Raw genomic sequence first — 24,613 nt, 5'->3', positions numbered from 1 at the left:
TTGTCCCACATGTGAAATGTCATATGACATAGGAGTGGCGACAATGAGAACAAAAAGGGCTCGCCTGGCCTTGGGTGCGGCACTCGGGCTGCTGTCGACGGCGGCCTGTACGGCCTCGAACGGCACCGGCCCCGCCGGGGATACCGCAGCGGTGCGCGGCGGCACGCTGCACGTGCTGTCGAGCATCGACCTGGAGCACCTCGACCCGGCCCGCGCGTACGTGACGTCCAGTCAGGACGTCGGCCGGCTGATCTACCGGACGCTGACGACCTTCGCGCCCGCCCCCGGCCAGGCCGGCGGCAAGATCGTGCCGGACCTGGCGACCGACACCGGCCGCCCCAGCGACGGGGCGAAGACCTGGACCTTCACCCTCAAGGAGGGTGTGAAGTACGAGGACGGACGGCCCGTCACCAGCAAGGACGTCAAGTACGGGGTCGAGCGGACCTTCGCCGCCGAGCTGCCCGAGGGCCCGCCGTACGCCCGGCTCTGGCTGGCCGGCGGCGAGGCGTACAAGGGCCCGTACCAGAACCCGGCCGGGCTGGCCTCGATCGAGGCGCCGGACGACCGGACCATTGTCTTCAAGCTCAACCGCCCGGTGTCCGACTTCGGTTCGGCCGTGTCGCTGCCGATGTTCGCCCCGGTACCGCAGGACAAGGACACCGGCGTCGGCTACGACAACCGCCCGTTCTCCTCCGGCCCGTACAAGATCGACAAGTTCGAACCCAAGAAGCAGCTCACCCTGGTCCGCAACACCTCCTGGGATCCGGCCACCGACACCGTCCGCAAGGGCCTGCCCGACCAGGTGGTGATCGACCTCAACCTCGACCCGGCCGTGCTGGACCAGCGGCTGATCGCCGGTCAGGGCCCGGACGCGGACGCGGTCGGGCTGGAGCCGATCGGTCCGGCCTCGGTCGGCCGGGTGCTGAACGACCCTCAGCTCAAGCAGCGGCTGGTCACCGGGGAGTCGATCAACACCCGGTTCCTCAGCATGAACACCAAGCACCAGCCGCTGGACGACCTCCGGGTCCGGCAGGCCATCGCGTACGCGCTGGACAGGGACGCCCTGCGCACCACCCGGGGTGGCCCGATCGCGGGCGACCTGGCCACCACCCTGCTGCCGCCCAACCTGCCCGGTCACGCCGCCGAGGACCCGTACCCGAGCCAGGACGGCAAGGGCGATCCGGCGAAGGCCAAGGCACTGCTGGCCGAGGCCGGGCACGCCTCCGGAGTGGTGCTCACCCTCGACACCCCGGCCACGGCGGGCGGCAAGGCGCAGGGCGAGGCGGTGCAGGCCTCGCTGGCCCGGGCCGGGATCACCGTGAAGATCAACGAGATCAGCTCCTCGGCGTTCTACTCCACCGTGGGCAGCCCGGCCCGCCAGCACGACCTGGTGATCGACGGCTGGACCCCGGACTGGCCGGGTGCCTCGACCTACCTGCCGATCCTGTTCGACGGCCGGCAGATCACCAGTGAGGGCAACAACAACCGCGCCCAGTACGACTCCGCCGAGGTCAACAAGCGCCTGGACGAGATCAGCGCGATGGGCGACCCCGCCGCCGCGCAGGCGGCGTACGGCGAACTGGCCAAGCGGATCATGAAGGACGCACCCGTGGTGCCCTTCCTCTGGGACAAGGCCGCCATCCTGATCGGGCCGAACGTCACCGGGGCGTACGGGCACACCGCCTTCGTCGGCCGGCTCGACCTGGTCTCCTTGGGGTTGCGCAAGTGACCGTCCTGCGAAGGCTGTTGGCCCAGCGCTCGGCGGCGCTCGCGCTGGCCGTGGTGGCCCTGCTGGTGCTGGCCGCACTCGCCGCCCCGCTGGTCGGCTGGCTCACCGGCAACTCACCCACCGAGTTCCACGGCGAGGCGGTGGACTCCGCGCTCGGCGGCCTGCCGCGCGGCGCGGCGGGCGGGATCAGCGCCGAGCACTGGCTCGGCGTGGAGCCGGTGAACGGCCGGGACGTGCTCACCCGGGTGGTGTACGGCGCGCGGGTCTCGCTGCTGATCGCCGTACTCGCCACCGCGCTGTCGGTGCTGCTGGGGACCACGCTCGGCCTGCTGGCCGGCTTCCTCGGCGGCTGGGCCGACACCGTGATCGGCCGTCTGATGGACCTGCTGATGTCCTTCCCCGGCCTGATCTTCATGATCGCGCTGATCTCGGCCGCGCCCGGCGCGGACCGCCGGTTGCTGCTGGTGGTGGTGCTCGGGTTCTTCGGCTGGCCGTACGTCGGCCGGATCGTGCGCGGGCAGGCGATGGTGCTCGCCCGGGGCGAGTTCGTGGCGGCGGCCCGGGTGCTCGGCGCCTCCCGGCAGGCCCTGCTGCTGCGCGAGGTGCTGCCCAACCTGACCGGCCCGGTGCTGGTGGTGGCGACCATGTCGATCCCGGCCTGCGTCGCCACCGAGGCCGGACTGTCCTTCCTCGGCGTGGGCGTGCAACCGCCGACGCCGAGTTGGGGGCAGATGATCGCCGCCGCCGTGCCCTGGTACGCCGCCGACCCCGTCTACTTCCTCATCCCCGGCGCCTTCCTGTTCGCCACCGTGCTCGCCTTCAACGTGCTGGGCGACGCGGTGCGCGATGCGCTCGACCCCCGGAGCCAGCGACGATGATCCTCTACCTGCTGCGCAGACTGGCCGTCACCGCGGCCATCCTGGTGGTGATCTGCGCCATCACCTTCTCGATCTTCTACCTGATGCCCGCCGATCCGGCCCAGGGCGCCTGCGGCAAGGCGTGCAGCCCGGAGCGGATCGCCGAGATCCGCACCACCCTGGGGCTGGACCGCTCCCCGCCGGTCCAGTTCTGGGACTACCTGGGCGGCATCGTCTCCGGCCGGACGTACGGCACGGGCGAGCACGCCGTGCAGTGCCCGTTTCCCTGTCTGGGGTTCAGCTTCCAGACCAGTCAGCCGGTCTGGCACCTGCTCACCAACCGACTGCCCGTCAGCATCTCGATCGCGCTCGGCGCGGCCGTGCTCTGGCTGGCGGTCGGCGTGGCGGCAGGCGTGGTGTCCGCGCTGCGGCGCGGTAGCGTGTGGGACCGCGCCGCGATGACCGCCGCACTCGGCGGGATCTCGCTGCCGATCTACTTCACCGCCCTGGTGCTGCAGTACCTGCTGGTCGTCCAACTCCGGCTGCTGCCCTACCCCCAGGCGGTCCCGTTCACCGAGGACCCGGCCGGCTGGGCGCAGTCCATGGTGATGCCCTGGATCACCCTGGCGATGCTCTATGCCGGGGTGTACGCCCGCATCACCCGGGGCGAGATGCTCGACAGCCTCGGCCAGAACTACGTGCGCACCGCCCGGGCCAAGGGGCTGCCGGAGCGCACCGTGGTGCGCAGGCACGCGCTGCGGCCCGCGCTGATGCCGATCGTGACGATCTTCGGCATGGACCTCGGCGCGCTGCTCGGCGGCGCCCTGATCACCGAGTCGGTGTTCGGTCTGCCCGGCGTCGGCAAGCTCGCGGCCGACGCCATCGCCGGCGCGGACCAGCCGGTGATCCTCGGCGTGACGCTGTTCGCCGCCGCCTTCGTGGTGCTCGCCAACCTGGCCGTCGACCTGGTCTACGCCGTGCTCGACCCGAGAGTGAGGGCGGTGGGATGAGCCTGCTGACCGTACGTGACCTGACGGTGGACTTCCGCTCCGGCGCCCACGCAAGTGTCCGCGCTGTCGACGGACTCGACCTGGAGCTGAGTGCCGGTCAGGTGCTCGGCGTGGTGGGCGAGTCCGGCAGCGGCAAGTCCGTCACCAGCCTGGCCGTGCTCGGGCTGCTCCAGGGTGCCACCGTGAGCGGTGAAATCCGTTTCGACGGCCAGGAGTTGACCACCCTCGACCAGCGCTCACTGCGCCGGCTGCGCGGCGACCGGATCGCGATGGTCTTCCAGGACCCGCTGTCCTGCCTCAACCCCTACTACTCGGTCGCCTTCCAGATCGCCGAGGCCTATCGGGCGCACCACCGGGCCGGACGGCGGGAGGCCCACAAGGTCGCCGTCCGGATGCTGGAGCGGGTCGGCATCCCCGAGCCCGAACGGCGGGCCCGGGCCTATCCGCACGAGTTCTCGGGCGGGATGCGGCAGCGCGTGATGATCGCGATGGCGCTCTGCCTGGAGCCCGACCTGCTGATCGCCGACGAGCCGACCACCGCGCTCGACGTCACCGTCCAGGCGCAGATCCTGGACCTGCTGCGCGAGCTGCGCCGGGAGGCCGGCACCGCGATCATGCTGATCACCCACGACATGGGCGTGGTCGCCGGGCTGGCCGACCAGGTGGTGGTGATGCACCAGGGGCGGGCGGTCGAACGCGGCACCGTCCGCGAGGTCTTCCACCGGCCGCAGCAGGCGTACACCCGTGGCCTGCTCGCCTGCGTGCCGCGCATCGACGGGCCGCTCCCCCACCGGCTGCCCACCCTGGAGGCGACGGTATGACCGCCCTGCTCGAAACGCGCGACCTGGTCAAGCGTTTCCCGGTACGGCACGGCCTCACCCGGCGGCTCGCCGGGCACGTCACCGCCGTCGACGGCGTCTCGCTGCGGGTCGACCCTGGCGAGACCCTCGGCCTGGTCGGCGAGTCCGGCTGCGGCAAGTCCACGGTGGCCCGGCTGCTCACCGGTCTTGAGCGGCCCAGCTCGGGCACCGTCCGGTTCGCCGGGCGGGACCTGGAGGCACCGGACGACCCGGCGCTGCGCCGCGAACTCCAACTGGTGTTCCAGGACCCGTTCTCCTCGCTCAACCCCCGGCAGACCGTCCGTCAGATCCTCGCCTCGCCGTTCCGGTACCAGGGGCTGACACCCGACGAGCCGGTGGAACGGCTGCTGGAACGGGTCGGCCTGCGACCCGAACATGCCGACCGCCACCCGCACGAGTTCTCCGGCGGGCAGGCCCAACGCATAGGCATCGCCCGGGCGTTGGCGCTCCGGCCGAAGCTGGTGGTGTGCGACGAACCGGTCTCCGCGCTCGACGTCTCGGTGCAGGCCCAGATCCTCAACCTGCTCAAGGACCTCCAGGACGAGTACGGCCTCGCCTACCTGTTCATCGCGCACGACCTCGGCGCCGTACGGCAGATCAGCACCCGGATCGCGGTGATGTACCTGGGCTCGGTGGTCGAGACCGCCGACCGCGACACCCTCTTCGCCACCCCCGCCCACCCGTACACCCGCGCCCTGTTGTCGGCGGTGCCGCTGCCCGATCCGGACACCGAGCGGACCCGCGAACGGATCGTGCTCCGCGGCGACCTGCCCAGCCCGCTCGACCCGCCCAGCGGCTGCCGTTTCCGTACCCGCTGCCCGAAGGCGGCCGACCGCTGCGCGGCCGAGCGGCCGGTGCTGCGGGTGCTCCGCCCCGGGCACGAAGTTGCCTGCCACTTCCCCGAGTGGAACGAGGGGAACGACCAGCACAGACCGGAGTTCGTCCAGTGATCCTGAACAGCCTGCCCGGCCTCGCCGTGACCGACCGCGTCTTCACCGTGCCGCTCGACCACGCCGACCCCGGCGGAGCGACGATCGACGTCTTCGCCCGGGCGCTCGCCGACCCGGCCCGGGCGGCGGACCACCTGCCCTGGCTGCTCTACCTCCAGGGCGGCCCCGGCGGGAAGTCGCCGCGCCCGCTGAACGCCACCGGCGGCTGGCTCGGCCACGCCCTGAAAACCCACCGGGTGCTGCTGCTCGACCAGCGCGGCACCGGCCGCTCCACCCCCGTCACGGCCCGCACGGCGGCCCGCTTCCGCACCCCCCGGCGGCTGGCCGACCACCTCGCCCTGTTCCGGGCCGACTCGATCGTCGCCGACGCGGAGCTGATCAGGCGTCAGCTCTGCGGCGACGAACCCTGGGAGACGCTCGGTCAGAGCTACGGCGGCTTCGTCACCCTCAGCTATCTCTCCCACGCGCCCGAGGGCCTGCGCGCCTGCTACGTCACCGGCGGCCTGCCCGGTCTCGGCACCACCGCCGACGACGTGTACGCCGCCACCTACCCCCGGGTGCGCGACAAGGTCGCCGCCCACTACGCCCGCCACCCCGGCGACCGCGAGCTGATCCGGCGGATCGCCGACCTGCTGGGCCGCCACCCGGTCCACCTCCCCGACGGCGACCGGCTGACCGTCCGCCGGCTGCGTACCCTCGGCCTGCTACTCGGTATGGGCGACGGCTCCGCCCGCCTGCACTGGCTGCTGGACGAGGCCCTCGACGCCGACGGCGAGCCCTCCGCCACCTTCCTGCACCAGGTGGCCCAGCTGACCGGGTTCACCGACAACCCGCTGTTCGCCGCCCTCCAGGAGTCGATCTACGGCCGGCCCGGCAGCGCCACCGGCTGGGCCGCCATCCGGGCCCTGAGCGCCCACCCCGAGTTCGCCGAGGAGGCCGACCCGCTGCTGCTCACCGGCGAAATGATCTACCCCTGGATGTTCCGCGACATCACCAACCTGCGCCCGTTCGCCGAAGCGGTCGAGCTGCTCGCCCAGCGCACCGACTGGCCCGACCTCTACGACCCGGCCCGGCTCGCCGCCAACCGGGTACCGGTGGCCGCCGCCGTCTACCACGACGACATGTACGTGGACGCCGAGTTGTCGCTGCGCACCGCCCGCTCGGTCGGCTCACTCCGGGCCTGGGTCACCAACGAGTGGGAGCACGACGGCGTGACCGCCTCCGGCGACCGTGTCCTCACCCGCCTGATGGACCTCGCCGCCGACCGGCTCTGACGCCCCCTCACCGTCAAGGAGACCCCATGCGACTCCGCTCCCTCACCGCCGCCCTCGCCCTGGCCCTCCCGTTGGCAACGGCCGTCCCGGCCGCTGCCACTCCCTCCCCCTCCTCCGCCGCCTGCGCCCTGCCCGGGCGGACCGGCTGGACCGACGAGGGCCACGACACCGACCGCACGCAGTTCCAGCAGGCGGTCGGCACCAAGCGCGTACTGATGCTCCACGTCGACTTCCCCGACGCCCCGGCCACCGGCGAGTTCGCCGACTACTACCACCAACTCGCCCCGGCAGCCGACTGGTTGAAGGAGGCCTCGTACGGCCGGACCCGCCTCGAGATCACCCCGCTGAACCAGTGGCTGCACATGCCGCAGGACTCCACCTCCTACGGCTTCGACCGCGGCATCACCTTCGAGCAGCACGAGCTGTACGTCCGCCAGGCGGTGGAGGCCGCCGCCCCGTACACCGATCTCGCCCGGTACGACATGGTCTACGTCGTCCCGACCAGGTCGGCCTCCGCGATCAGCTTCTCGCCCACCTACCTGTACGACCCGGCCGCCGCCGGCATCGTGGTGGGCGGCAAGCGGCTCAAGTGGGCGGTGACGTTCGGTCAGGACATGTACCGCTGGGGCCCCAAGGTCGCCGCGCACGAGACCGGACACACCTTCGGGCTGCCCGACCTGTACGCCTTCACCGGCGCCGACTACCACCGCTACGTCGGCGGCTGGGACCTGATGGGCCTGATCTCGGGCCCGGCGCCGCAGCAGCTGGGCTGGGAGCGCTGGAAGTTGGGCTGGATCGACGACCACCAGGTGGCCTGTCTGCCGACGGCGGGCAGCCGCACCGTCCGCCTGCACGCCGTCGAACGCCCCAGCGGCACCAAGATCGCGGTGATCCGCACCGGCGAGACCACCGCGTATGTCGCCGAGTCCCGCCGCGCCGTCGGCGGCGACGCCGGCGCCTGCTCCACCGGCGTGCTGATCTACAAGGTCGACACCTCCGTCCAGACCGGCTACGGCCCGGTGCAGGTCGTCAACGGCAACCCGACCGCCACCCCGCCGGCCGGCTGCACGCCGCTCGACCTGGCCGCCCTCGGGCCCGGGCAGTCCTTCACCGACCCCGCCACCGGGGTCCGGATCGACGTCCGGAGCCGGGGACCGCTGGGCGACACCGGGCTTCCCCACGGCTGAGCGGTGCCCCGACGCGAACCCGTATCCCACCCTCTCCCCCAGGAGGTACACCCATGCGATCCCCCACCAGAGCCGCCCGTCCGCTCGCCGCCCTGCTGGCCCTGGCCGGCCTGCTCATCCTGCTCGTCGCCCCCGCCGACCGTGCGGCCGCCGCCACCACCCAGGCGTCGTCCTGCGCCCTGTCCGGCACCACCGGCTGGACCGACGAAGGCCACTACACCGACCGCACCCAGTTCCAGCAACCACTGGGCACCAAGCGCGTGTTGACCCTCTTCGTCGACTTCGCCGACGCCCCCGCCGACGGCCCCACCTCCACGTACTCCGCCCAGCTCGCCCCCGCGGCCGACTGGCTGTGGAACGCCTCCTACGGCCGCACCTGGCTGGCCGTCACCCCGCTCAACCGCTGGCTCCGGATGCCCCAGCAGTCCACCTTCTACGGTTTCCAACGCGGCATCAGCTTCGAGCAGCACGAGGTGTACGTCCGAGACGCCGTTGCGGCCGCCGACCCGTACACGGACTTCTCCCAGTACGACATGGTCTACATCGTCCCGCCCAAGTCCGCGTCGGCGATCAGCTTCACCCCGACCTACCTCTACGACCCCACCACCGCGGGCGTCACCGCCGACGGCACCCGGATCAAGTGGGCGGTGACGTTCGGTCAGGACATGTGGTACTGGGGCCCGAAGATCGCCGCCCACGAGACCGGACACACCTTCGGCCTGCCCGACCTGTACGCCTTCACCGGCACCGACCAGCACGCCTACGTCGGCGGCTGGGACGTGATGGGCAAGATCGGCGGCCCGGCCCCGCAGTACCTCGGCTGGGAGGGCTGGAAGCTGGGCTGGATCGACGACAGCCAGGTCGCCTGCCTGCCCGGCACCGGCTGGGCCAACGTCGACCTGAACGCGGTGGAGTACGTCGGCGGGACCAAGATCGCCGTGATCCGCACGAGTGCCACCACCGCGTACGTCGCCGAATCCCGCCGCGCCGCCTACACCGACTCGAACCCCTGCTCCACCGGCGTGCTGATCTACAAGGTCGACACCTCCGTGCAGACCGGCTACGGCCCGGTCCGGGTGATCAACGGCAACCCGACCGCCACCCCGCCGAGCGGCTGCACCTCACTCGACCTGGCCGCCCACCGCCCGGGCCAGAGCTTCACCGACTGGACCGCCCGGGTCCAGATCTCGGTCCGCAGCGGTGGCCAGTACGGCGACAGCATCCAGATCAGCCGCTGGTGACAGGCCCCTCCGTCGGCGTCAGACCAGGTCGGCGAGCAGGAGGTGCAGGGCGGACTCCTCGTGCAGGGCGGTGCCGAGAGCCGTCATGGCGGGCCTGAGCGCTGCGTCCCAGGCCGCCTCCACCGGGGTTCCCGAGAGCGGGAGGGGCGGGCTGCCCTGGGCCCGGGTGTGGGTGGCGAGTTGTTCGTAGTCCTCGGCCGCCATCCGCCAGGCCCGGGCCCGGTATCGCCGTACGAGCCGGTTGGCCAGGGCGATGCCGGGCCAGTCGAAGTCGCCGTGGTAGGCGAACTCGCATCCGGCGGCGGCGAGTTCGTCGAGCAGAAGCAGCACGACAGTGGCGGCGCTGCCCGAGGTGCAGACCAGCGCGGCTCGGCAGCCCGAGGCGGCCGCTGCCTCGACGACGTGCGGGTTCTCGCAGATGTGCACCCGGGTGCGGGTCTGTCCGGCAAGGTCGAGGGATCGCAGGTCCCGCAGGGTCAGGTGGGTCTCCGCGTGCTGGTCCGCGCGTTCGCGCAGGGCCCGTTCGCGCCAGCCTTCGCCGACCGGCCGGAGGCCGTACGTCAGGACGGTGCTCGACACCTCGTCAGGGGCGACGGCGGCGAGCCGCCACAGGGCTCGCCGCCCGGCGGCGTCGCTCGGCGGCGGTTCGCCGTGGGCAAGGGCGATGCCGCGCAGGACGAGCCGGGAGAGCAGGGTGTCGTCGTCCAGGCCGTGCGCGGTGCCGGTGACCAGCGTGGCGAGTTCGCCCCGGCCCCTGGGGACCGCCTGCTGTTCGGTGGGCCGGAGGAGAGCGAGCAGCTGGATCGCCTGCTGGAGCAGGTTCTTGGCTGCTTCGGGCTGCAGGCGACCGGGCGTGCCGGTCCGGCGGACCTCGGTCAGCCACTGATCGGCCCAGTCCGCCTCCGCCAGTGGTGAGGCGGCCAGCGCCGCGGCCGCCGAGGTCCAGAGGTCGGTGCGTCGGGCCTGGGCGGCCGACCGCGCCGCGGGCCGGTCGGTGAGCGGACCGCCGAGCAGCCGGACCGTGTCCGTCAGGCCGCAGGCGGCCGCGCCGGTCCGGAGGCGGGTGTCCAGCTCGGCCAGCGGGACGGCGGTGTCGGGGCGGCCGATCCGGCGGCCGAGGAGCAGCGAGAGCGCCTCTCGTTCGGGTGCGTCGAGGCCGGTGAGCCGGACGCTGCCGCCGACCTGCAGACCGTTGCGCTCCAGACGGGCCCGCACCGCCCCCCACAGCTTGGCGAGCTCCGGTTGCCCCAGCCAGTCCAGGGCTGCCGACGGTACCGGGTTCATCCGCTCACCAGGCGGCGGTTGCGGCCGTTCCAGGTGTAGTGGAGTGTTGCGACGCCCCGGTGGTTCGGGTCGCGCAGGCACTCGTAGATGTGGAGTGACGGGACGTCGGGCCAGTTCCCCATCAGCCGCTCGCTGGTGAGGACGAAGTCCAGGTCGAGGTCGACCAGGATCCGGCCGAGCCTGGCGTGGGTCGGTTCGTCGACCTTGGCGAAGGCGTCGTCGAGCAGGATCAGTCTGGGCACCTGCGGGGCCGACTCCGCAAGGGTGGTGAAGTGGGCGGCAGCGGCGGCGAAGAGCACCAGGTAGGAGAGCACGCGCTGCTCCCCCTGGCTCAGGCCGGTACGGCCGGAGAACTTGCGGCGCCGTACGGCTGCGGCTTCGTCGATGACCCAGGGCTGAAAGGTGAACCAGGTGCGGTAGTCGAGCGCGGTCCGCAGGTGGGCCGTGTAGCCGGCCCCGGGTTCGGCCCTGCGGGCGTCCTCGATCCGCCGTTGCAGGACCTCCCTGAGCTGTTCGGACTGCTCGCGGGTGCGCAGGCCGGACGGGCTGCGCAGGAGTTCCACGGCGGCCCGGACATCGGCGTCCGCGGTGTCGGCGAGCCGCCAGTCGAGTTCGACGCCGAGGCCGTGCGAGGTGCGTACGGAGCGCAGGGTCTCGTTGAGCGCCGCCACCAGGGCGCCTGCGGCGAGGACTTGACGGGACAGGTTGTCGCCGAGTTCGCCGGTGAGGAAGCGCTGGAAGACATCGCGTTCGCGTTCGGTGAGACGGGAACGGGCTTCGGCGGCCTGACCGGCGATCCGCTCGCCGACCAGGGCGACGTCGTGCTGGCCGGTGTCGTCCACCAGGCGGCAGACCATGATGCCGTCGAGTTCTTCCAGGGCTGCGTCGTAGCCGCCGGCCAGCTGGTCGCGCAGCTCGTTGAAACGGTTCAGCAGGGTGGTGCCGGAGACGTCCCGGCGTTCGGCGTCGAGGGCGGCTCGGCAGACCTCCGTCAGCGCCTGCAGGGCCCTGAGCCGAGCCCGTACGTCCTCGTGCGCCGGGTCGGCGGCGGCCAGTTCGGCGGCCCGGTCGGCCAGGCCCGCGCCCCGTAGCACCTCGGGAGTGGCGAGCGCGGTCCGCAGGGCGCGGCCGGAGTCGATCACTTCGGCCTCCTGGGTGCCGAGCGCTGAACGGCTGACCTCCGCACCCTGTTCGGCGCGTACCCGCCGGTCGTGGAGCTGCGCCAACTCCCGCTCGGATTCCGGCAGTTCGGCGGAGACAGCGGCGAGGTGACGGCTGATCCGCTCCTCCTGTTCGAGGAGCTGCTGCTCCGAGGTGCCGACGGCCTCCTCCAGGGTGCGGAGCGCCCGCCGGGCGGAGGTCAGCTCGCCGCGCTGCCGCTGATACCCGCCCTGCGCATCGAGCAGGCGCGCCCCGGCCCGCTCGTAGCCTCGGCGCTCCTCCCCGTGGGCGACGGCCGTATCCTCGGCGGAGCGGACGTCCTCACGGAGCCGGGTCAGGCCCGTGGCCAGGTCACGCAGGACGTCGCGGACGGCGTCTAGGGCCTCCGGGTCGGCCGGCAGGGCGTGGGCGGTGGCCACTGCCTCGGCCTGCCTGCGGGCCTCCGAACTCACCGCCCTGGCCTGGTTCTGGTTCCCCGCCGCGTCCGCCGTGGCCCGGCCGAGAGCGGATTGCGCTCGCTCGGCGGCGGTCAGGTGGGCCCAGGCGTTGGTCAGGCCCTGGGCTCTGGGCCGGCCCCGGAGGGCTGCGGTCAGCTTGCCGAGACGGTCCGTCAGTTCTCGCAGCCGGGTCTCGGCCCGGCTGAGCCGATCCTGCTCGGCCCGGACCTGTTCGGCGAGTTCGGCGATCCGCCGCCGCCGGGTCTCGGCCCGGACCTCGGTGCCGACGTACTCGGCCTGCGATTTGGCGTACGCACCCTGGGCCGCACCGAGCCGCCACCGACCGTCCGGGCTCACCGCACTCGACCCGGCCGGGTCGAACGGTGTGCCCGGCGGAGCCAGGGCGATCGATCGGAGCAGTTCCGCCACCTGGCGGTCCGTCACCGGACCGCCAGGTGCAGTGACGGGACGCAGCACGGTGGCGAGCGTGGGGCCGAAGACCGCTGCCCCGCCGGGGGCCAGCACGGTGTCGTGGGTCAGCGGGTCGACGGCCGATCCTTCGGCGGTCACCCAGGCGTCGAGCAGGCCGGCGGCTTCGAGCGCCGCTTCGAGGCCCGCCTGGTCGGCGGCCGGTATGCCGTCCGCGAAGTCGACCAGCCGGTACAGCGGTGCGCCGGTGGCCGGAGTCCGCTCGGCATCCCGGAAGCGGGAGCGGGGCGGCTCAGGGTCCGCGCGCCGCTCCCACTCGCCCTTCTCCCGTGCCAGGGAGGCGATGGCTGCGGAGAGGTCGTGGACCTGGAGTCGCGCGCTGTCGCGCTCCTCCGACAGCTGCTCGACCGCGACGGTGAGGGCCTGGTCGGCTGCGGTCTCCACCTCCTCCGGGATCTCGGCCGGGAGAGCCCGTTCGGCGAACACGGTCTCCGCCGCCCCGTCCCGGGCCACCACTGCGCGAACGGCCGCCAGTGCAACCCCGGCCAGGCTCTCCAGGCGGTCCGTCCAGGCGGACACCTCGGCGACGTACAAGTCACCTTCGGTCAGGACCAGCCGGCGCTGCCGCTCGGTCTCGACAGCGGCATCCTCGGCCTGGCCTTCGAGGCGCTCCCGCTCGCGATCCGCCTCGCGCGCTGCCTCGGCGGCCTCCCGGGATCGGACCAGCAGCCCGCCGAGTTCACCGACCGCCCGCCGACGGGTCCTCACCACGGGTTCTGCTGCGGCCAGTTGGCCGCCCCAGCTGCGGAGGGCCTCGACCACGGCTGTAGACCACCGCCGTCCGGATCGGTGACCTCCGTCTCGGCGGCGCCCGCCAGCACGGTGTCCGGGGCTGCCGCCGCCTCACCCAGGTGGGCCCGGCCGATCCCGGCGCGGTCGGCGGATTCGCCCAACTCCTTGTGCTGAGCGCCGAGTCGGCGCAGCGCACTGCCGACCCGGTCGGCTCCGAGCGACACCGTGCCGCCGGCAGCCTCCGCAGCGTCATGAGCGAGCTGCCAGGCGGCGAAGGCGGAGTGGGCCGCTGTCCGCAGCGCCGCCACCGTACTCCGGCGCTCGCCCAGCTCCTGCAGGCTGCGGTAGCCGGCGCTCAGGCGCAGCGCCTCCAGCTCCGCCTTGGCATCCTCGTACTCCTGGTGCAGCCGGTCGCACTGCTCCGCCGCGACCGCCTCACCCTCCGTCAGCTCGCCGACCAGCTTCGCGGCGTCACCCGCCGCCTTGCGCCGCTCGCCCAGCCGCCCCAGCTCGTCCCCGACCCGGGCGGTCCTGCGGCGCAACACGCCGTGCAGGTAACCCCGGTAGCCGCCGAGGAACTGGCCGAGTGCGGCGTCGGTCTTCTCCAGTCGGCCGAGGTCGTCCCGGACGTTGTCGAGGTCGTCCAGGTTGCGTGCGACCTTGTCGACCACCTCTTCGTCCAGCCCGGGCAGGGTCTCTCCCAGCACCGCGACCAGGCCACCCGACTCGATCCGGTCGCCGATGGTGGGGCGGCGGAGCCGGTGCAGCAGCTGGGTCAGGTTGCGGTACCGGGAGCTGTCGGTGATGCCGAACAACTCCCGGGCCACCCGCACCCGGTGGTCGGCGGCTCGGTCCTGCACCTGGTCGGCGCCGACAATCGCCCGCAGCCGGTCCAGCGGCAGCGGCTGTCCGCCTTCCGCCAGTTGCAGGTCGTGGCCGATCCGCAGGGTGGTGGTGAAGAAGTACGGCTTGGCGGTGTTGGCGGACTTCGAAGCGCGGATCGCGGCGCCGAGGGTCAGGAACCGTTCGCCCTCGCCGTCGATGCGGCGGAACTCCACCCACAGGTAGCCCAGTCGGTTGTTCTGCTCGAACCCGTCGAGCATCAGCCAGGTGAGCGTGGTCCGGCCGGTCCCGGTGGCGTCGAGTGCTCGGGCGTCGCCGTCCAGGAGGTAGGGCAGCAGCAGTTCCAGGGCCTTCGACTTGCCGGCGCCGTTCTTGCCGCGCAGCAGCAACCGCCCGTCGCCGAACGCGAACTCCTGTTCGTCGTACTGCCAGACGTTGCGGATGCCGGCCCGGTGCAGCCGGTACCGGCCGGAGCCGTGCGGTGCTCCAGCGGTCCCGAGTTCACGGCTCACGGTGTCGGTTCTCCCTGCGGGCTGGTGTCGGACGACGGCCGGGCGGCCTTCCGGACGGTGACGGTGGTGGCGTACCTGGCGGCGGCGGCAAGCAGCACCCAGCCACCGCCAGGGTGGCCCCGGGCCGCCCGCACCTCGGTGACCGGCCGACCGTCCGGCGCATCGGCCTCGTACCCCTCGGGTACGCCGCGGCCGTCCGCCCGGACCGGACCGGCCGGGGCGGCCAGCCGCATTCTGGCCAGCAGGTCGAGCACGTCCGTACGCAGCGCCGCCGGGTCCTCGACGTAGCCGCGCTGCCAGTTGCCCCGGCGGCCGTACTCCTCGACCAGGTCGGCCAGGATCTCGTCCACCAGACCGGGTGGGATCGGCACCCCGATCACCAGCCGGCCACCGGTCGCCGGGTGGCCCGCGTCATCCGGGCGGAGCTGCCGGACCAGCCGCTCCACCAAGAGCAGGGCGGCCTGGGCGACCGTCCCCGTGCCGGGGAAGTGCAGGTCGGTCAGCTCGTCCTCCGGGTCGACCAGGGCAATCCCCTCGGCCCGGATCTCCGCCTCCAGGCCGAGCAGTTCGGCGAACGCCAGGGCCTCCCGACGCTGGCGGGTGCGCAGCCACTCACGCTCACCGGCCGTGAGGTCGTCGAGGTGGACCACCGGGGTCTCCGCCAGTCTCCGCCGCACATAGGTCCGGATGCCGCCGAAGCCCGGGTCGGCCGCCCGGCTGATCAGCTCGGCGCCGTCCCGGCTCTGGGCCAGCGGGCCCGCGGTGATCGAGCGGGCGATCTCCCGATCGACCGTCAGCAGTGCCTCCCCGCCCGCCTCCTCGGTCACCGAGCCGACACTGCCTTCGACCTCCGTCAGCACCCGCCACTCGACCAGCTGCCGGAACACGGCCGCCAGCGTCCGCTTCTCCGCCTGGCGGCCGGTGTCGGCGAGCTCCAGACCCGCGTCGACCGCCGCCGCTCGCACATCCGCCACCAGCTGCGACAGCAGGATCTGCTCAGGGGCGGTCACCAGGGCCGAGAGGGCCAGCGCGAGGCAGGCGTAGGTACGCGGGGTGAAGGGTGTGCCCGTGGCACGCACCAGCCGGTGCCCGGCCGCAGGACCGAGACCCGCCTTGAACAGCCTGGCGAACGTGGACTCCACCAGCAGCCGGTAGCCCAGCACCTGCTGGAACCGCGGCCCGAGCCAGTCGGCATGACGGCGGATCAACAGGAACGTCTCGCCATCCGGCCCGTCCGCGTGCACCAGCGGACGCGCGAGCAGCAGTCGGGCCGCCGCGCGCCGCTCGGCGGCCAGCGCGACGTCATGGGTGGAGGGAAGCGCCATCAGGCACGCTCCGCTGCGGAGCCGTCCGAGTGCCCTGGGCCTGCGTAGCGACTGAGGGTCAGGCCCAGGTCGTCCACCAGCAGGTCACCGTCCACGGAGTGCAGCACGGAGCCGCTGCCGACGGCCCGACGGGCCGTCAGCCTGATATCCAACTCGGCGTCACCTGCGGAGATGTCGTCCAGGGCGAAATCGCTCCCCCGGGCGGATCTGCGGAGCTGGGCGTTGCCGAGCGCAGAGGCGAGCAGCTCCAGCAGCAATGCCATCGCGGCGGAGGTCAGCCGGACCTGCCCGAACCGGCCCGAGGCACTGCGCAGTTCGTCCGCTGCCGCCTGCCGGGCCGCTGCCTGCGCCCGTGCTTCGTCCAGCAGGCGCAGCTTCTGGGTGGAGTGGTCCTCGACCGCGGCGTTCCGGCCGCGCTGGGCGCGGTCCCCGCGCTCCCGCAGCGCCACCGGCACCTCGACCACGGGGCCGCTCCACCAACTCACGTAGGCCGGCACCGTCCCGTTCGGATCGGGTGCGACCCCCAAGTGGCGTGCACCGTACAGGCCGTAGGCGGCCACCGCCAGGTCGTGCGCAGTCTCGGGATCGGCAGCATCGAACCACGCCGCGAGCCGGAGCAGGTCCCTGCGGCGGGACATCTCGCCCGTTGCCGAGCGCAGCATCCGCTTGGCGTTGGCCAGCAGGGACTGGAGCGCCCGCAGTGTGGCGCCCCGCAGTTGGTCCACCTGGCTGCCCTGGCCGTCAGTGTCGACGAACCAGCCGCGCAGCCCCTCCCAGTCCGACAGCTCCCGCCCCCGGCTGCGCTGCACCCTCGTCTCCACCGCCGTCGCCATCGTCCCGAGGCCGACCGCATGCTCGTCGATCCGCTTGAGCAGACCCGGCAGGTCCGGCCACAGCGCCGCGAGACTCGCCGCGATCCTCGGCGATCGGAAGGAGACGTCCTCGGTGATCGCCTCGACATAGTCCAGCAGTAGCTCCTTGAATCCCTGGTACTCGCCGCCGTCCAGGTCGTAGCGCGACAGCACCTGGCCCAGATAGGCGTAGAAGTCCCGGACCGAGTCGGCGAATTCGGCGAACTGCACAAACAGTGTGCTGATCTTCTCCAGCGCCTCCTGGGCATCCGCCCCGCCGGGCCGGGCCACCGCCACCAGCAGCTCGCGCAGCCCGCGGTCCACCAGGGCGAGCAGTTCGCTGCTCACCTCCCGGGCCGCATCCGCTCCCGCCAACACCTCGTCCGCGTCCCGCTGCACCCGCTCGCCGAGCTTCGACAGCTGGTAACGCGCCCGCGAACGCTGGTACTCCGCGATGCTGGCCGCCTTGACCGTGTGCGTGCTGCGCAGCAGGTTGCCCCACTTCACCAGCTGCTCGAGCCGGGCGGTGACGGTCTCGGCATCGGGCTGCCGCGACCAGCCCCCGCTCTCGGCCAACTTCACCAGGATGTCCGGCACCGCCAGGTCGGCGAGCAGGGTCGCGCAGAACACCCGCATCAGCGCGACGTACTCCAACCGCTCCGGCGCACTGAGGTAGGTGTACGCGGTGAGCCGCTGCCACAGCTGCTCCTCCGGCCCCGGCCCAGCAGCCTCCGCGCCCGCCGGCCGGCCGGTCTCCTGCACCACCCCGCCACACCCCCCAGCAATTGGTCGAATGACCCTCCGATGGGTCAATCTTCACACTGTCGCGTGCGAAGTACTCGCCCTACCCGCCACTTTCATTTCCCCGGCCGGCCTCACGATCGGCCGTCAGTTCGGTCCCGACGGCGCTGAGGACGAGGTGCTCGCCGACAGCGACCACGTCGACCAGGAGGGTGCTGTCGTCCGGGAAGCGCAGGGTGAAGACCGGATCGACGAGCATCAGGAAGTCGAAGCCTTCCCGGGCCCGCTCCGACCTGCCGCTGTCCGGGACCGCGACGCCCCTCCAGTCGCCGCCGGCCACCGTGACGGCGAGAGTCACCCGGTAACTGCCCAGGCAGGAGAGCGGGTTGGCCCACCACTCGAGCGTCGCGGTGCCGTGGTAACCGTCCATCAGGGGTGTTGGCCGCCCGCCGCGGTCGGGCCGCCGTTGTGGCGCGGTTCGACCCGGAAGTCGAACGCGACCGTGCCCGGGTCGAGTGCGGTCATGCCGCCGTCGACCGTCAGTACGGCGCCGTTGACCAGGCTCGCGGCCGGCGAGAGCAGCCAGCTGATCGCCTCGGCGACCTCGTGCGGCTCGCCGGCCCGCTGGGCCGGGTTGAGACGGGTGGCCTCCTTATAGGCCGCTTCGACACCGTCCAACCCGGCCCGTTCGGCCAGCCGGGTCATCGGCCGGTCGGCCATCTCGGTCCGGACCCAGCTCGGGCAGACCACGTTGGCGCGCAGCCCCCGGTGGCCGTAGTCGACGGCGAGCGAGCGGCAGAGCTGGAGCAGCGCGGCCTTCGACGTCGCGTACGCGGCGTTGCCGAACCCGTTGCGCAGCGCGGAGACCGAGGCGACCGCGACGACTGAACCGGCGGAGCTCTCCAACAGGTGTGGCAGCGCCGCCCGCAGCAGCAGGAACGGCCCGGTGACGTTGGTCCGCATGACGTCCTCCCAGTCCGCCGGCGAGAGGTCGCCGACCGCGCCGGGCCGTCCGATCCCGGCGTTGACCACCAGGCCGTCGAGCCGTCCGAACCGGGACACCGCCACGTCCACCAGGGCCTCGACCGCACCCGGGTCGGTGGTGTCCGAGGGGTACGCCACGGCTCCGGTCTGCTCGGCGACCCGGTGCAGCGGTTCGGGCCGCCGTCCGGAGACGACCACCTGGTGGCCGGAGGCGCGCAGCAGTCGGGCGGTGGCCTCGCCGATTCCGCTGCCGCCGCCGGTGACAATGACAACTCGCTGGTCGGCCATGGGTGTTCCCTCTCCGGTGCCGGGGCTGGGTGGGCCGGGTGATCATATGCGAACGCCGACTACTCCTCGTCGACGGCGAGCTGCAGGGCGAGCGCCTGGAGGATCAGTTCCGTCGAGACCTCCGGACCGCTCTCCTCGTAGACGTCCGCCACCGCCTCGAAGGCCAGCACGAATCCGGTGATCAAGGCGCTCAGCGGCTTCGACAACTGCCCCAGGACGGCACGGCCGATCTCGTTGGCATCGGCGTCGGCGGGCACCATGAAGTAGTCCGGGATCACCTCGCCGAGCAGGTCAGAGGCGTAATCCGTCCCGACTCCGCCGCGCAGGGCGGTGAGCGCGGCGATGGCCTTGAGCTTGATCTCGTTCTCGGTCATGCAGCGAGGGTAGGAGACACCCCGTCAATGACCGCCCCAGGCGCACCCGTTACAAGAAATCCATAGCTCATCCGGGTCTTCCCCCGTTGATCGCGACCTGTCAGCATGGGCGCGTTTTGCAGCTACAGAGGAGGATCCCTTGGTACGCATACGCATATCGACCATCGCAGTGGCGTTCACCAGCGCGCTCGTGATGCTCGCCGGCACCACCGCCACGGCGTCCGCAGCGCCGGCGGAGAGCACCGCCGAGAAGGTCGCGCCGGTCACCTGGACCCCGTGCAACCCGGACCCGTCCAAGCCGGACCCGAAGATCTACGACTGCGCCGTCTACCCCGTCCCGCTGGACTACGCGAAGCCGGACGGCGAGAAGGTCGGCATCGCGATGATGCGGCGCCGGGCAAGTGACCCGGCCAAGCGGATCGGCTCGCTGTTCCTCAACCCCGGTGGCCCCGGTGGCAGTGGGTACCTGTGGGCGACCACCACCCGGTTCGAGCCCCGGGTGACGGCCAGCTTCGACCTGGTCGGCTTCGACCCGCGCGGTGTCGCCAGGAGCAACCCGCTCAAGTGCTTCACCACCGACGAGGAGGCCACCGCGGTCTTCGACCGGATGACCGGAGTCCCCGTCACCTCGGCGGAGGTCACCGGCACGCTGGCCGCCACCAAGGACTACACGGACGCCTGCGGCCGCAACGCGGGCGAGCTGATCAAGCACATGTCCACCATGAACGTGGTGCGCGACCTGGACCGGATGCGCCAGGCCGTCGGTGACAGCAAGCTCACCTACGCCGGGTTCTCGTACGGCACCCTGATCGGCGCCACCTACGCCAACATGTACCCGAGCAAGGTGCGCGCGCTGATCATCGACGGCAACGTCGACCCCCAGCTGCGCCTGGCCAACGGCCTGGAGTACGACCGGCAGCGCGCCGACGGCTTCGAGCTGGCGCTGGACGCCTTCCTGTCGCGCTGTCACACCGCGGGCGCCCCCCGCTGCGCCTTCGCCGAGGGTGACACCCGGGCGAAGTTCGACGCGATCCGCGACCACCTGCGCACCGACCCGGTCACCCTCCCGGACGGCTCGACGGTCACCCTGAGCACCTTCACCAGCCAGGTCGCCAACGCCCTGTACGCGCAGAGCCGGCAGGCCCCGCTGGCGCGGTCGCTGCAGGCGCTCGACCAGGCGATCAACGCCCAGCCCTCGATCGCCGCTCGGTCCGCCCAGGCCGTCGAGCCGAGCGAGGCGAGCGCCCTGGCCGTGCTCGCGCCCAACGCGCTCCGGGAGGCCCCGGCGGAGACCCCCTACACCAGCGACGACTCGTACTACGGCGTGAACTGCCAGGACAAGCCGTACCCGTCGAACCCGAAGCTGTTCCCGCTCATCGCGCGGGCCTGGGAGCTGGGCTCGCCGACCTTCGGCCGCTACCAGGCCTTCGACGGCCCCGCCTGCTCGACCTGGCCGGCCCCGGCCCGCCAGGTGGAGCGCTACACCGGGCCGTGGAACAAGCGGACCGCGAACCCGGTCATGGTGATCGGCAACCTCTACGACCCGGCCACCCAGTACAAGTTCGCCCAGAACATGCAGCGCGAACTCAGCAACGCCGTACTGGTCAGCGTCGACGTGGTCGAGCACTGCGCGGTCGGCCGGAGCAAGGCGCTCAGCGCGCTGGTCACCTCGTACCTGGTCGACCAGGTCGCGCCCCAGCCGGGCCAGCTGCTCAAGCCCGACGCCGACGCGTTCCCGATGCCCGTCTGACCCAGCAGCACTGAACCCCGAGGAGCTGTCGGTCAGTACGACTACGGTTTGGTCATCCGATCATTCTTGTGGGCGAGGAGACGACCGTGCGGCGCTGGGAGTACGTGGGGGAGGGCTCGGCGAAGTTCTGGGAGGCGGCGGCCGAGGGCTGCGCCGTGACGGTCCGCTTCGGGCGGAACGGGACCGCCGGGCGGGAGCAGGTGAAGGAGTTCGCCTCGGCGGAGGCCGCGCTTGCCCACCTGGCCAAGGTGGTCGCGGAGAAGGAGCGCAAGGGGTACCGGGAGACCGGTGCGGCCGAGGCCCTCCCGCAGCAGGCCCCGGCCGCCCACGCCGCGCCAGTCGCACCAGTGGCACCGGTGACGCCGCCTCAGCTGACCCCCGAGCGCCCGGACGAGGACACCTTCGTCATGCCGGCGAACTGGCTCCGCGCCCTGCACCCCCGCCGTGGCGGCGCCCCCCGCTCGGTCACCCCGCCCGCCAAGGACGCCGTGCAGAAGCTGCAGCAGCGCTTCGCGGACGGCGCCGAGTGGATCGAGCGGTCGCTGTCGAACGACCAAAGCCAGCAGGCCCTGGTCGCCGCCGCCCGGGGGCACCAGGCCGGCGAGGCCAACCCGCTCGGAGCGGCGGTCCTCGCCGCACTCACCGACAACGCGGACACCAACCACCGGGTGACCGCCGACGCCTGGGTTCTCGCGCACGGGCTGACCTTCGCCGCCCTGGCCACCGTCGAGTTCCTCGGGATGGACGGCCACGGCCCGACCCAGCGGTACCGGACCAGCAAGCCGGTGGTCCGACGGTCCCCGCCGGACAGCGCGCCGGGGCTGGAGGAGCGCAGGCCGGCAGCCGACCGGATCCGGGCGCTGCTCGCGGTCGCCGACGAGGACACCTATCTGGCCACGGTCGCCGCGCTGGCCGGGGTCCGCGACAACGCGCGGCGCCGGATCGTGGTCTCCTACCTGGTGCCGAGCGAGACCGGCTGGGTGGCGGAGTGCTGCGAGAAGCTCGGCATCGGGCTCAGGCACATCCCCTCGCTCCGCTCGATGCTGTTCGGCTCGATCAACTCGACCGAGCAGGTCGCGCAGCTCGGCGGCCGGGCCGACCTGTCCTGGCACGGCTGGTCGGTGGCCACGGTCGGCACCATCGCCGACGGCCTCGGCGCGGCCACGGCTCCGCTGCTGATCGAGGAGTTGCAGAAGTCGTACTTCGACTCCGACACCCTCAAGTCACTGGCGAACGCGCTGGCCGAGCTGCCCTCCGACGAGGCGTTCGGCGCCCTGCTGGAGCGGCTGGAGGACCGGAACGTGCGCGCCGCCACCCTGACCGCCGCGCGCCGGTTCCCGCTCCGGGCGCTGCGCATGCTGGCCGAGGCGTCCACCGGCACCACGCCCGCCGCAGCGGAGGCCCGCCGGCTGCTGCCCGTCCACGTCGCCGCCCATCAGGAGCTGGTGCTCCAGGTGCTGCCCGAACTCGACCCGGCCGTGGCCGAGTTGGTGGCACCACTGGCGAAGCAGGCGGAGCGGATACCGGACGCGTCGGCCGAGGCGCTGCCCGCACTGCTCACCAGCCCGCCGTGGACGCGCAAGCGGTCCGGCGGCAAGCCGCCCGTGGTCACCGGGCTGGCCCTCGACGCCGGAGCCGAGCTGCGCTGGCGGGACGGGGAGCAGGAGGCCTGGGCGGGCACCACGTCCGGGTTCTCCGACTGGCAGCCGGACGAGCGCACCGACTGGCGCAACCTGGCCGGCCAGCAGCGTCAGGGCAGGCTCGGCGCCTACCAGGAGATCGGCCTGTTCGTCCGGGGGCCGGTGGAGCTGGTGGAGCCACTGCTCGCCGCCTGGGCGGGCCCGGAGTACCTCTGGGACGGCGTGAACGCGCTCAAGCCCGTGGTGGCCCGGCACGGCCTGGCCGCGCTGCCGATGGCGCAGCGGATGGCCGCCGCCCAGCCCGGCACGATGGCTCCGCTGCTGTTCCCGTTCCTGAGCGCCGAGGTCGCCCGGCTGATGGCGGACTGGCTGGTCCGGCTCAAATCGGCTGCGGCCCCTGCCCGTTCGTGGTTCACCCGGCACGGAGTGGCTGCGGCGGCGCTGCTGATCCCGGACGCGCTGGGCGCGCCGGGGGCGGCCCGGCGCAGTGCGGAGGGGGCGCTGCGGCTGATCGTCGCGGTGCACGGCCTGGACGCGGTTCGGGGCGCGGCGGCCGGCTTCGGAGCAGAGGCGGCGCAGGCCGTCGAGGTCCTGCTGACGGCCGATCCGCTGGAGGCCGCGCTGCCGACCCGGCTGCCGGTGGTCGGCGACTGGGCGGATGTGCAGCTGCTGCCGCAGATCGAGCTGCGCTCCGGTGGCGCACTGCCGTCGGAGTCGGTCCGGCACCTGGTCACCATGCTGGCGATCTCCCGGCCGGGTGCGGTGTACCCGGGGGTGGCCGAGGTGCGCGGGCACTGCACCGGCGAGTCGCTGGCCGGGTTCGGCTGGGCGCTGTTCGAGCAGTGGCGGCTGGCCGGGATGCCGGCCAAGGACTCCTGGGTGGTGCGGGCCCTCGGCTGGCTCGGCGACGACGAGACGGTACGCCGGCTGACGCCGGTGGTCCGCAACTGGCCGGGCGAGGGCGCCCACCAGCGGGCGGTGGAGGGTCTGGAGGTGCTGGCCGACATCGGCAGCGATGTCGCGCTGCTGCACCTGCACGGGATCGCCCAGCGGGTGAAGTTCAAGGCGCTGAAGACCCGGGCCCAGGAGAAGATCGCCGAGGTGGCGGCCGGACTCGGCCTGTCCGCCGAGCAGTTGGCCGACCGGCTGGTGCCGGACTTCGGCCTGGACGCCCAGGGCAGCACCGTGATCGACTACGGTCCGCGCCGGTTCACCGTCGGCTTCGACGAGCAGCTGAAGCCGTACGTGCTGGACGAGGACGGCAAGCGCCGCAAGGACCTGCCGGCCCCCGGGGCCCGGGACGACGCGGAGCTGGCACCCGCCGAGCGCAAGCGCTTCGCTGCTCTGAAGAAGGACGTCCGTACGGTGGCGGCCGACCAGGTGCGCCGGCTGGAGGCGGCGATGGTCGAGCAGCGCTCCTGGACGGCGCTGGAGTTCGGCCAACTCTTCGTCGATCACCCGCTGTTGTGGCACCTGGTGCGCCGTCTGGTCTGGCTCTCGGACGCCGACGGCCGCACCGTCGCCTTCCGGGTGGCCGAGGACCGCAGCTTCGCCGGTGTCGAGGACGAGACCCTGACCCTGCCCGGGGACGCGGTGGTGCGGCTCGCCCATCCACTGCACCTGGGCGAGGAGCTGGCGGCTTGGTCGGAGCTGTTCGCGGACTACGAGATCCTCCAGCCGTTCCCGCAACTCGGGCGCGCGGTCCACGCCTTGAGCGATGAGGAGGCCGACGGCGCCCGGCTGCACCGGTTCGAGGGCATCAAGGTGCCGACCGTCAAGCTGCTCGGCCTGCAGCGGCGCGGCTGGGATCGCGGCGAGCCCCAGGACGCCGGAGTGGAGCGGTGGATCTCCCGCCGGCTCGGGCCCGGCAAGTACCTGGTGCTCGCACCGGAGGAGGGCATCGCGGTCGGAGCCATCGACCTCATCCCCGAGAACATGATCGAGACGGTCTGGCTCGACACCAGCCCCTGCGACCACTGGTCGAGCCGCACGTACGAGCTGCGCTTCGGCGACCTCGACCCGGTGATCGCCTCCGAGCTGCTCGCCGACCTCACCGAGCTCACCGGCAACTGACCAGCCGCCCAACCAAGTTGA

Annotated in this window: 18 protein-coding genes; 10 read left to right on the top strand and 8 right to left on the bottom strand. The window is 72.5% G+C overall.

The features are described from left to right. Positions 1-43: 43 nt before the first annotated feature. The 8 genes from ASC99_RS25675 to ASC99_RS25640 are packed head-to-tail and all read left to right on the top strand — an operon-like array spanning position 44 to position 9,108. On the top strand, positions 44-1,729 hold the full coding sequence (locus tag ASC99_RS25675; protein WP_063857188.1) for an ABC transporter substrate-binding protein: 1,686 nt from the start codon (positions 44-46) through the stop codon (positions 1,727-1,729). Next, the gene (locus ASC99_RS25670) at positions 1,726-2,607 is read left to right on the top strand and encodes an ABC transporter permease (RefSeq protein WP_057236301.1); all 882 of its coding nucleotides are present in this window, start codon (positions 1,726-1,728) and stop codon (positions 2,605-2,607) included. Before ASC99_RS25675 ends, ASC99_RS25670 begins: the two co-directional genes overlap by 4 nt. Further along, positions 2,604-3,596, top strand: a complete 993-nt coding sequence (locus ASC99_RS25665) for an ABC transporter permease (protein ID WP_057236299.1) — start codon at positions 2,604-2,606, stop codon at positions 3,594-3,596. The genes ASC99_RS25670 and ASC99_RS25665 overlap by 4 nt, the downstream gene beginning before the upstream one ends. Continuing rightward, the gene (locus tag ASC99_RS25660) at positions 3,593-4,417 is read left to right on the top strand and encodes an ABC transporter ATP-binding protein (protein ID WP_057236296.1); all 825 of its coding nucleotides are present in this window, start codon (positions 3,593-3,595) and stop codon (positions 4,415-4,417) included. The genes ASC99_RS25665 and ASC99_RS25660 overlap by 4 nt, the downstream gene beginning before the upstream one ends. After that, on the top strand, positions 4,414-5,406 hold the full coding sequence (locus ASC99_RS25655; protein WP_057236292.1) for an ABC transporter ATP-binding protein: 993 nt from the start codon (positions 4,414-4,416) through the stop codon (positions 5,404-5,406). The genes ASC99_RS25660 and ASC99_RS25655 overlap by 4 nt, the downstream gene beginning before the upstream one ends. Next, positions 5,403-6,680, top strand: coding sequence for an alpha/beta fold hydrolase (locus tag ASC99_RS25650; RefSeq protein WP_200948424.1), 1,278 nt, complete (start codon positions 5,403-5,405; stop codon positions 6,678-6,680). The genes ASC99_RS25655 and ASC99_RS25650 overlap by 4 nt, the downstream gene beginning before the upstream one ends. Before the next feature lie 26 nt (positions 6,681-6,706). Further along, positions 6,707-7,867, top strand: a complete 1,161-nt coding sequence (locus ASC99_RS25645) for a M6 family metalloprotease domain-containing protein (protein ID WP_057236289.1) — start codon at positions 6,707-6,709, stop codon at positions 7,865-7,867. Positions 7,868-7,920: 53 nt separating this feature from the next. Beyond that, positions 7,921-9,108, top strand: coding sequence for a M6 family metalloprotease domain-containing protein (locus ASC99_RS25640; protein WP_057236286.1), 1,188 nt, complete (start codon positions 7,921-7,923; stop codon positions 9,106-9,108). A gap of 18 nt (positions 9,109-9,126) precedes the next feature. Here ASC99_RS25640 and ASC99_RS25635 read toward each other — a convergent pair whose 3' ends face one another. From ASC99_RS25635 to ASC99_RS25605, 8 genes are all read right to left on the bottom strand, one after another. Continuing rightward, the gene (locus ASC99_RS25635; protein ID WP_057236284.1) at positions 9,127-10,392 is read right to left on the bottom strand and encodes a TIGR02679 family protein; all 1,266 of its coding nucleotides are present in this window, start codon (positions 10,390-10,392) and stop codon (positions 9,127-9,129) included. Continuing rightward, entirely contained in the window at positions 10,389-13,241 is a 2,853-nt protein-coding gene (locus tag ASC99_RS25630; RefSeq protein ID WP_235583140.1) for a TIGR02680 family protein, read from the bottom strand. Before ASC99_RS25630 ends, ASC99_RS25635 begins: the two co-directional genes overlap by 4 nt. After that, positions 13,184-14,566, bottom strand: a complete 1,383-nt coding sequence (locus tag ASC99_RS41160; RefSeq protein ID WP_235583139.1) for a hypothetical protein — start codon at positions 14,564-14,566, stop codon at positions 13,184-13,186. The genes ASC99_RS25630 and ASC99_RS41160 overlap by 58 nt, the downstream gene beginning before the upstream one ends. Beyond that, positions 14,563-15,891, bottom strand: a complete 1,329-nt coding sequence (locus ASC99_RS25625) for a TIGR02678 family protein (RefSeq protein WP_057236281.1) — start codon at positions 15,889-15,891, stop codon at positions 14,563-14,565. The genes ASC99_RS41160 and ASC99_RS25625 overlap by 4 nt, the downstream gene beginning before the upstream one ends. Further along, on the bottom strand, positions 15,891-17,507 hold the full coding sequence (locus tag ASC99_RS25620; RefSeq protein WP_057236278.1) for a TIGR02677 family protein: 1,617 nt from the start codon (positions 17,505-17,507) through the stop codon (positions 15,891-15,893). Before ASC99_RS25620 ends, ASC99_RS25625 begins: the two co-directional genes overlap by 1 nt. A gap of 79 nt (positions 17,508-17,586) precedes the next feature. After that, a complete protein-coding gene (locus ASC99_RS25615; protein ID WP_057236275.1) occupies positions 17,587-17,913 on the bottom strand; it encodes a hypothetical protein in 327 nt (108 codons plus the stop codon). Then, positions 17,913-18,755 (bottom strand): SDR family NAD(P)-dependent oxidoreductase, encoded by an 843-nt coding sequence (locus tag ASC99_RS25610; RefSeq protein ID WP_057236273.1) that lies wholly within the window; start codon positions 18,753-18,755, stop codon positions 17,913-17,915. The genes ASC99_RS25615 and ASC99_RS25610 overlap by 1 nt, the downstream gene beginning before the upstream one ends. 59 nt (positions 18,756-18,814) lie before the next feature. After that, positions 18,815-19,129, bottom strand: coding sequence for a hypothetical protein (locus ASC99_RS25605; RefSeq protein WP_057236271.1), 315 nt, complete (start codon positions 19,127-19,129; stop codon positions 18,815-18,817). Positions 19,130-19,268: 139 nt separating this feature from the next. Between ASC99_RS25605 and ASC99_RS25600 the strand changes: the two genes are divergently transcribed. Together ASC99_RS25600 and ASC99_RS25595 are read left to right on the top strand one after the other, a co-directional pair. Continuing rightward, positions 19,269-20,879 (top strand): alpha/beta fold hydrolase, encoded by a 1,611-nt coding sequence (locus tag ASC99_RS25600; RefSeq protein ID WP_200948423.1) that lies wholly within the window; start codon positions 19,269-19,271, stop codon positions 20,877-20,879. Positions 20,880-20,965: 86 nt separating this feature from the next. Then, positions 20,966-24,592, top strand: coding sequence for a DUF4132 domain-containing protein (locus ASC99_RS25595; RefSeq protein ID WP_063857187.1), 3,627 nt, complete (start codon positions 20,966-20,968; stop codon positions 24,590-24,592). Positions 24,593-24,613: the final 21 nt, after the last annotated feature.

Origin of the sequence: Kitasatospora sp. Root107 (assembly GCF_001424875.1) — a bacterium.
In the GTDB taxonomy this organism is placed as follows: Bacteria; Actinomycetota; Actinomycetes; order Streptomycetales; family Streptomycetaceae; genus Kitasatospora.
The sequence above is the reverse complement of the archived record's forward strand: the minus strand, read 5'-3'. Positions and strand labels throughout refer to the sequence as shown.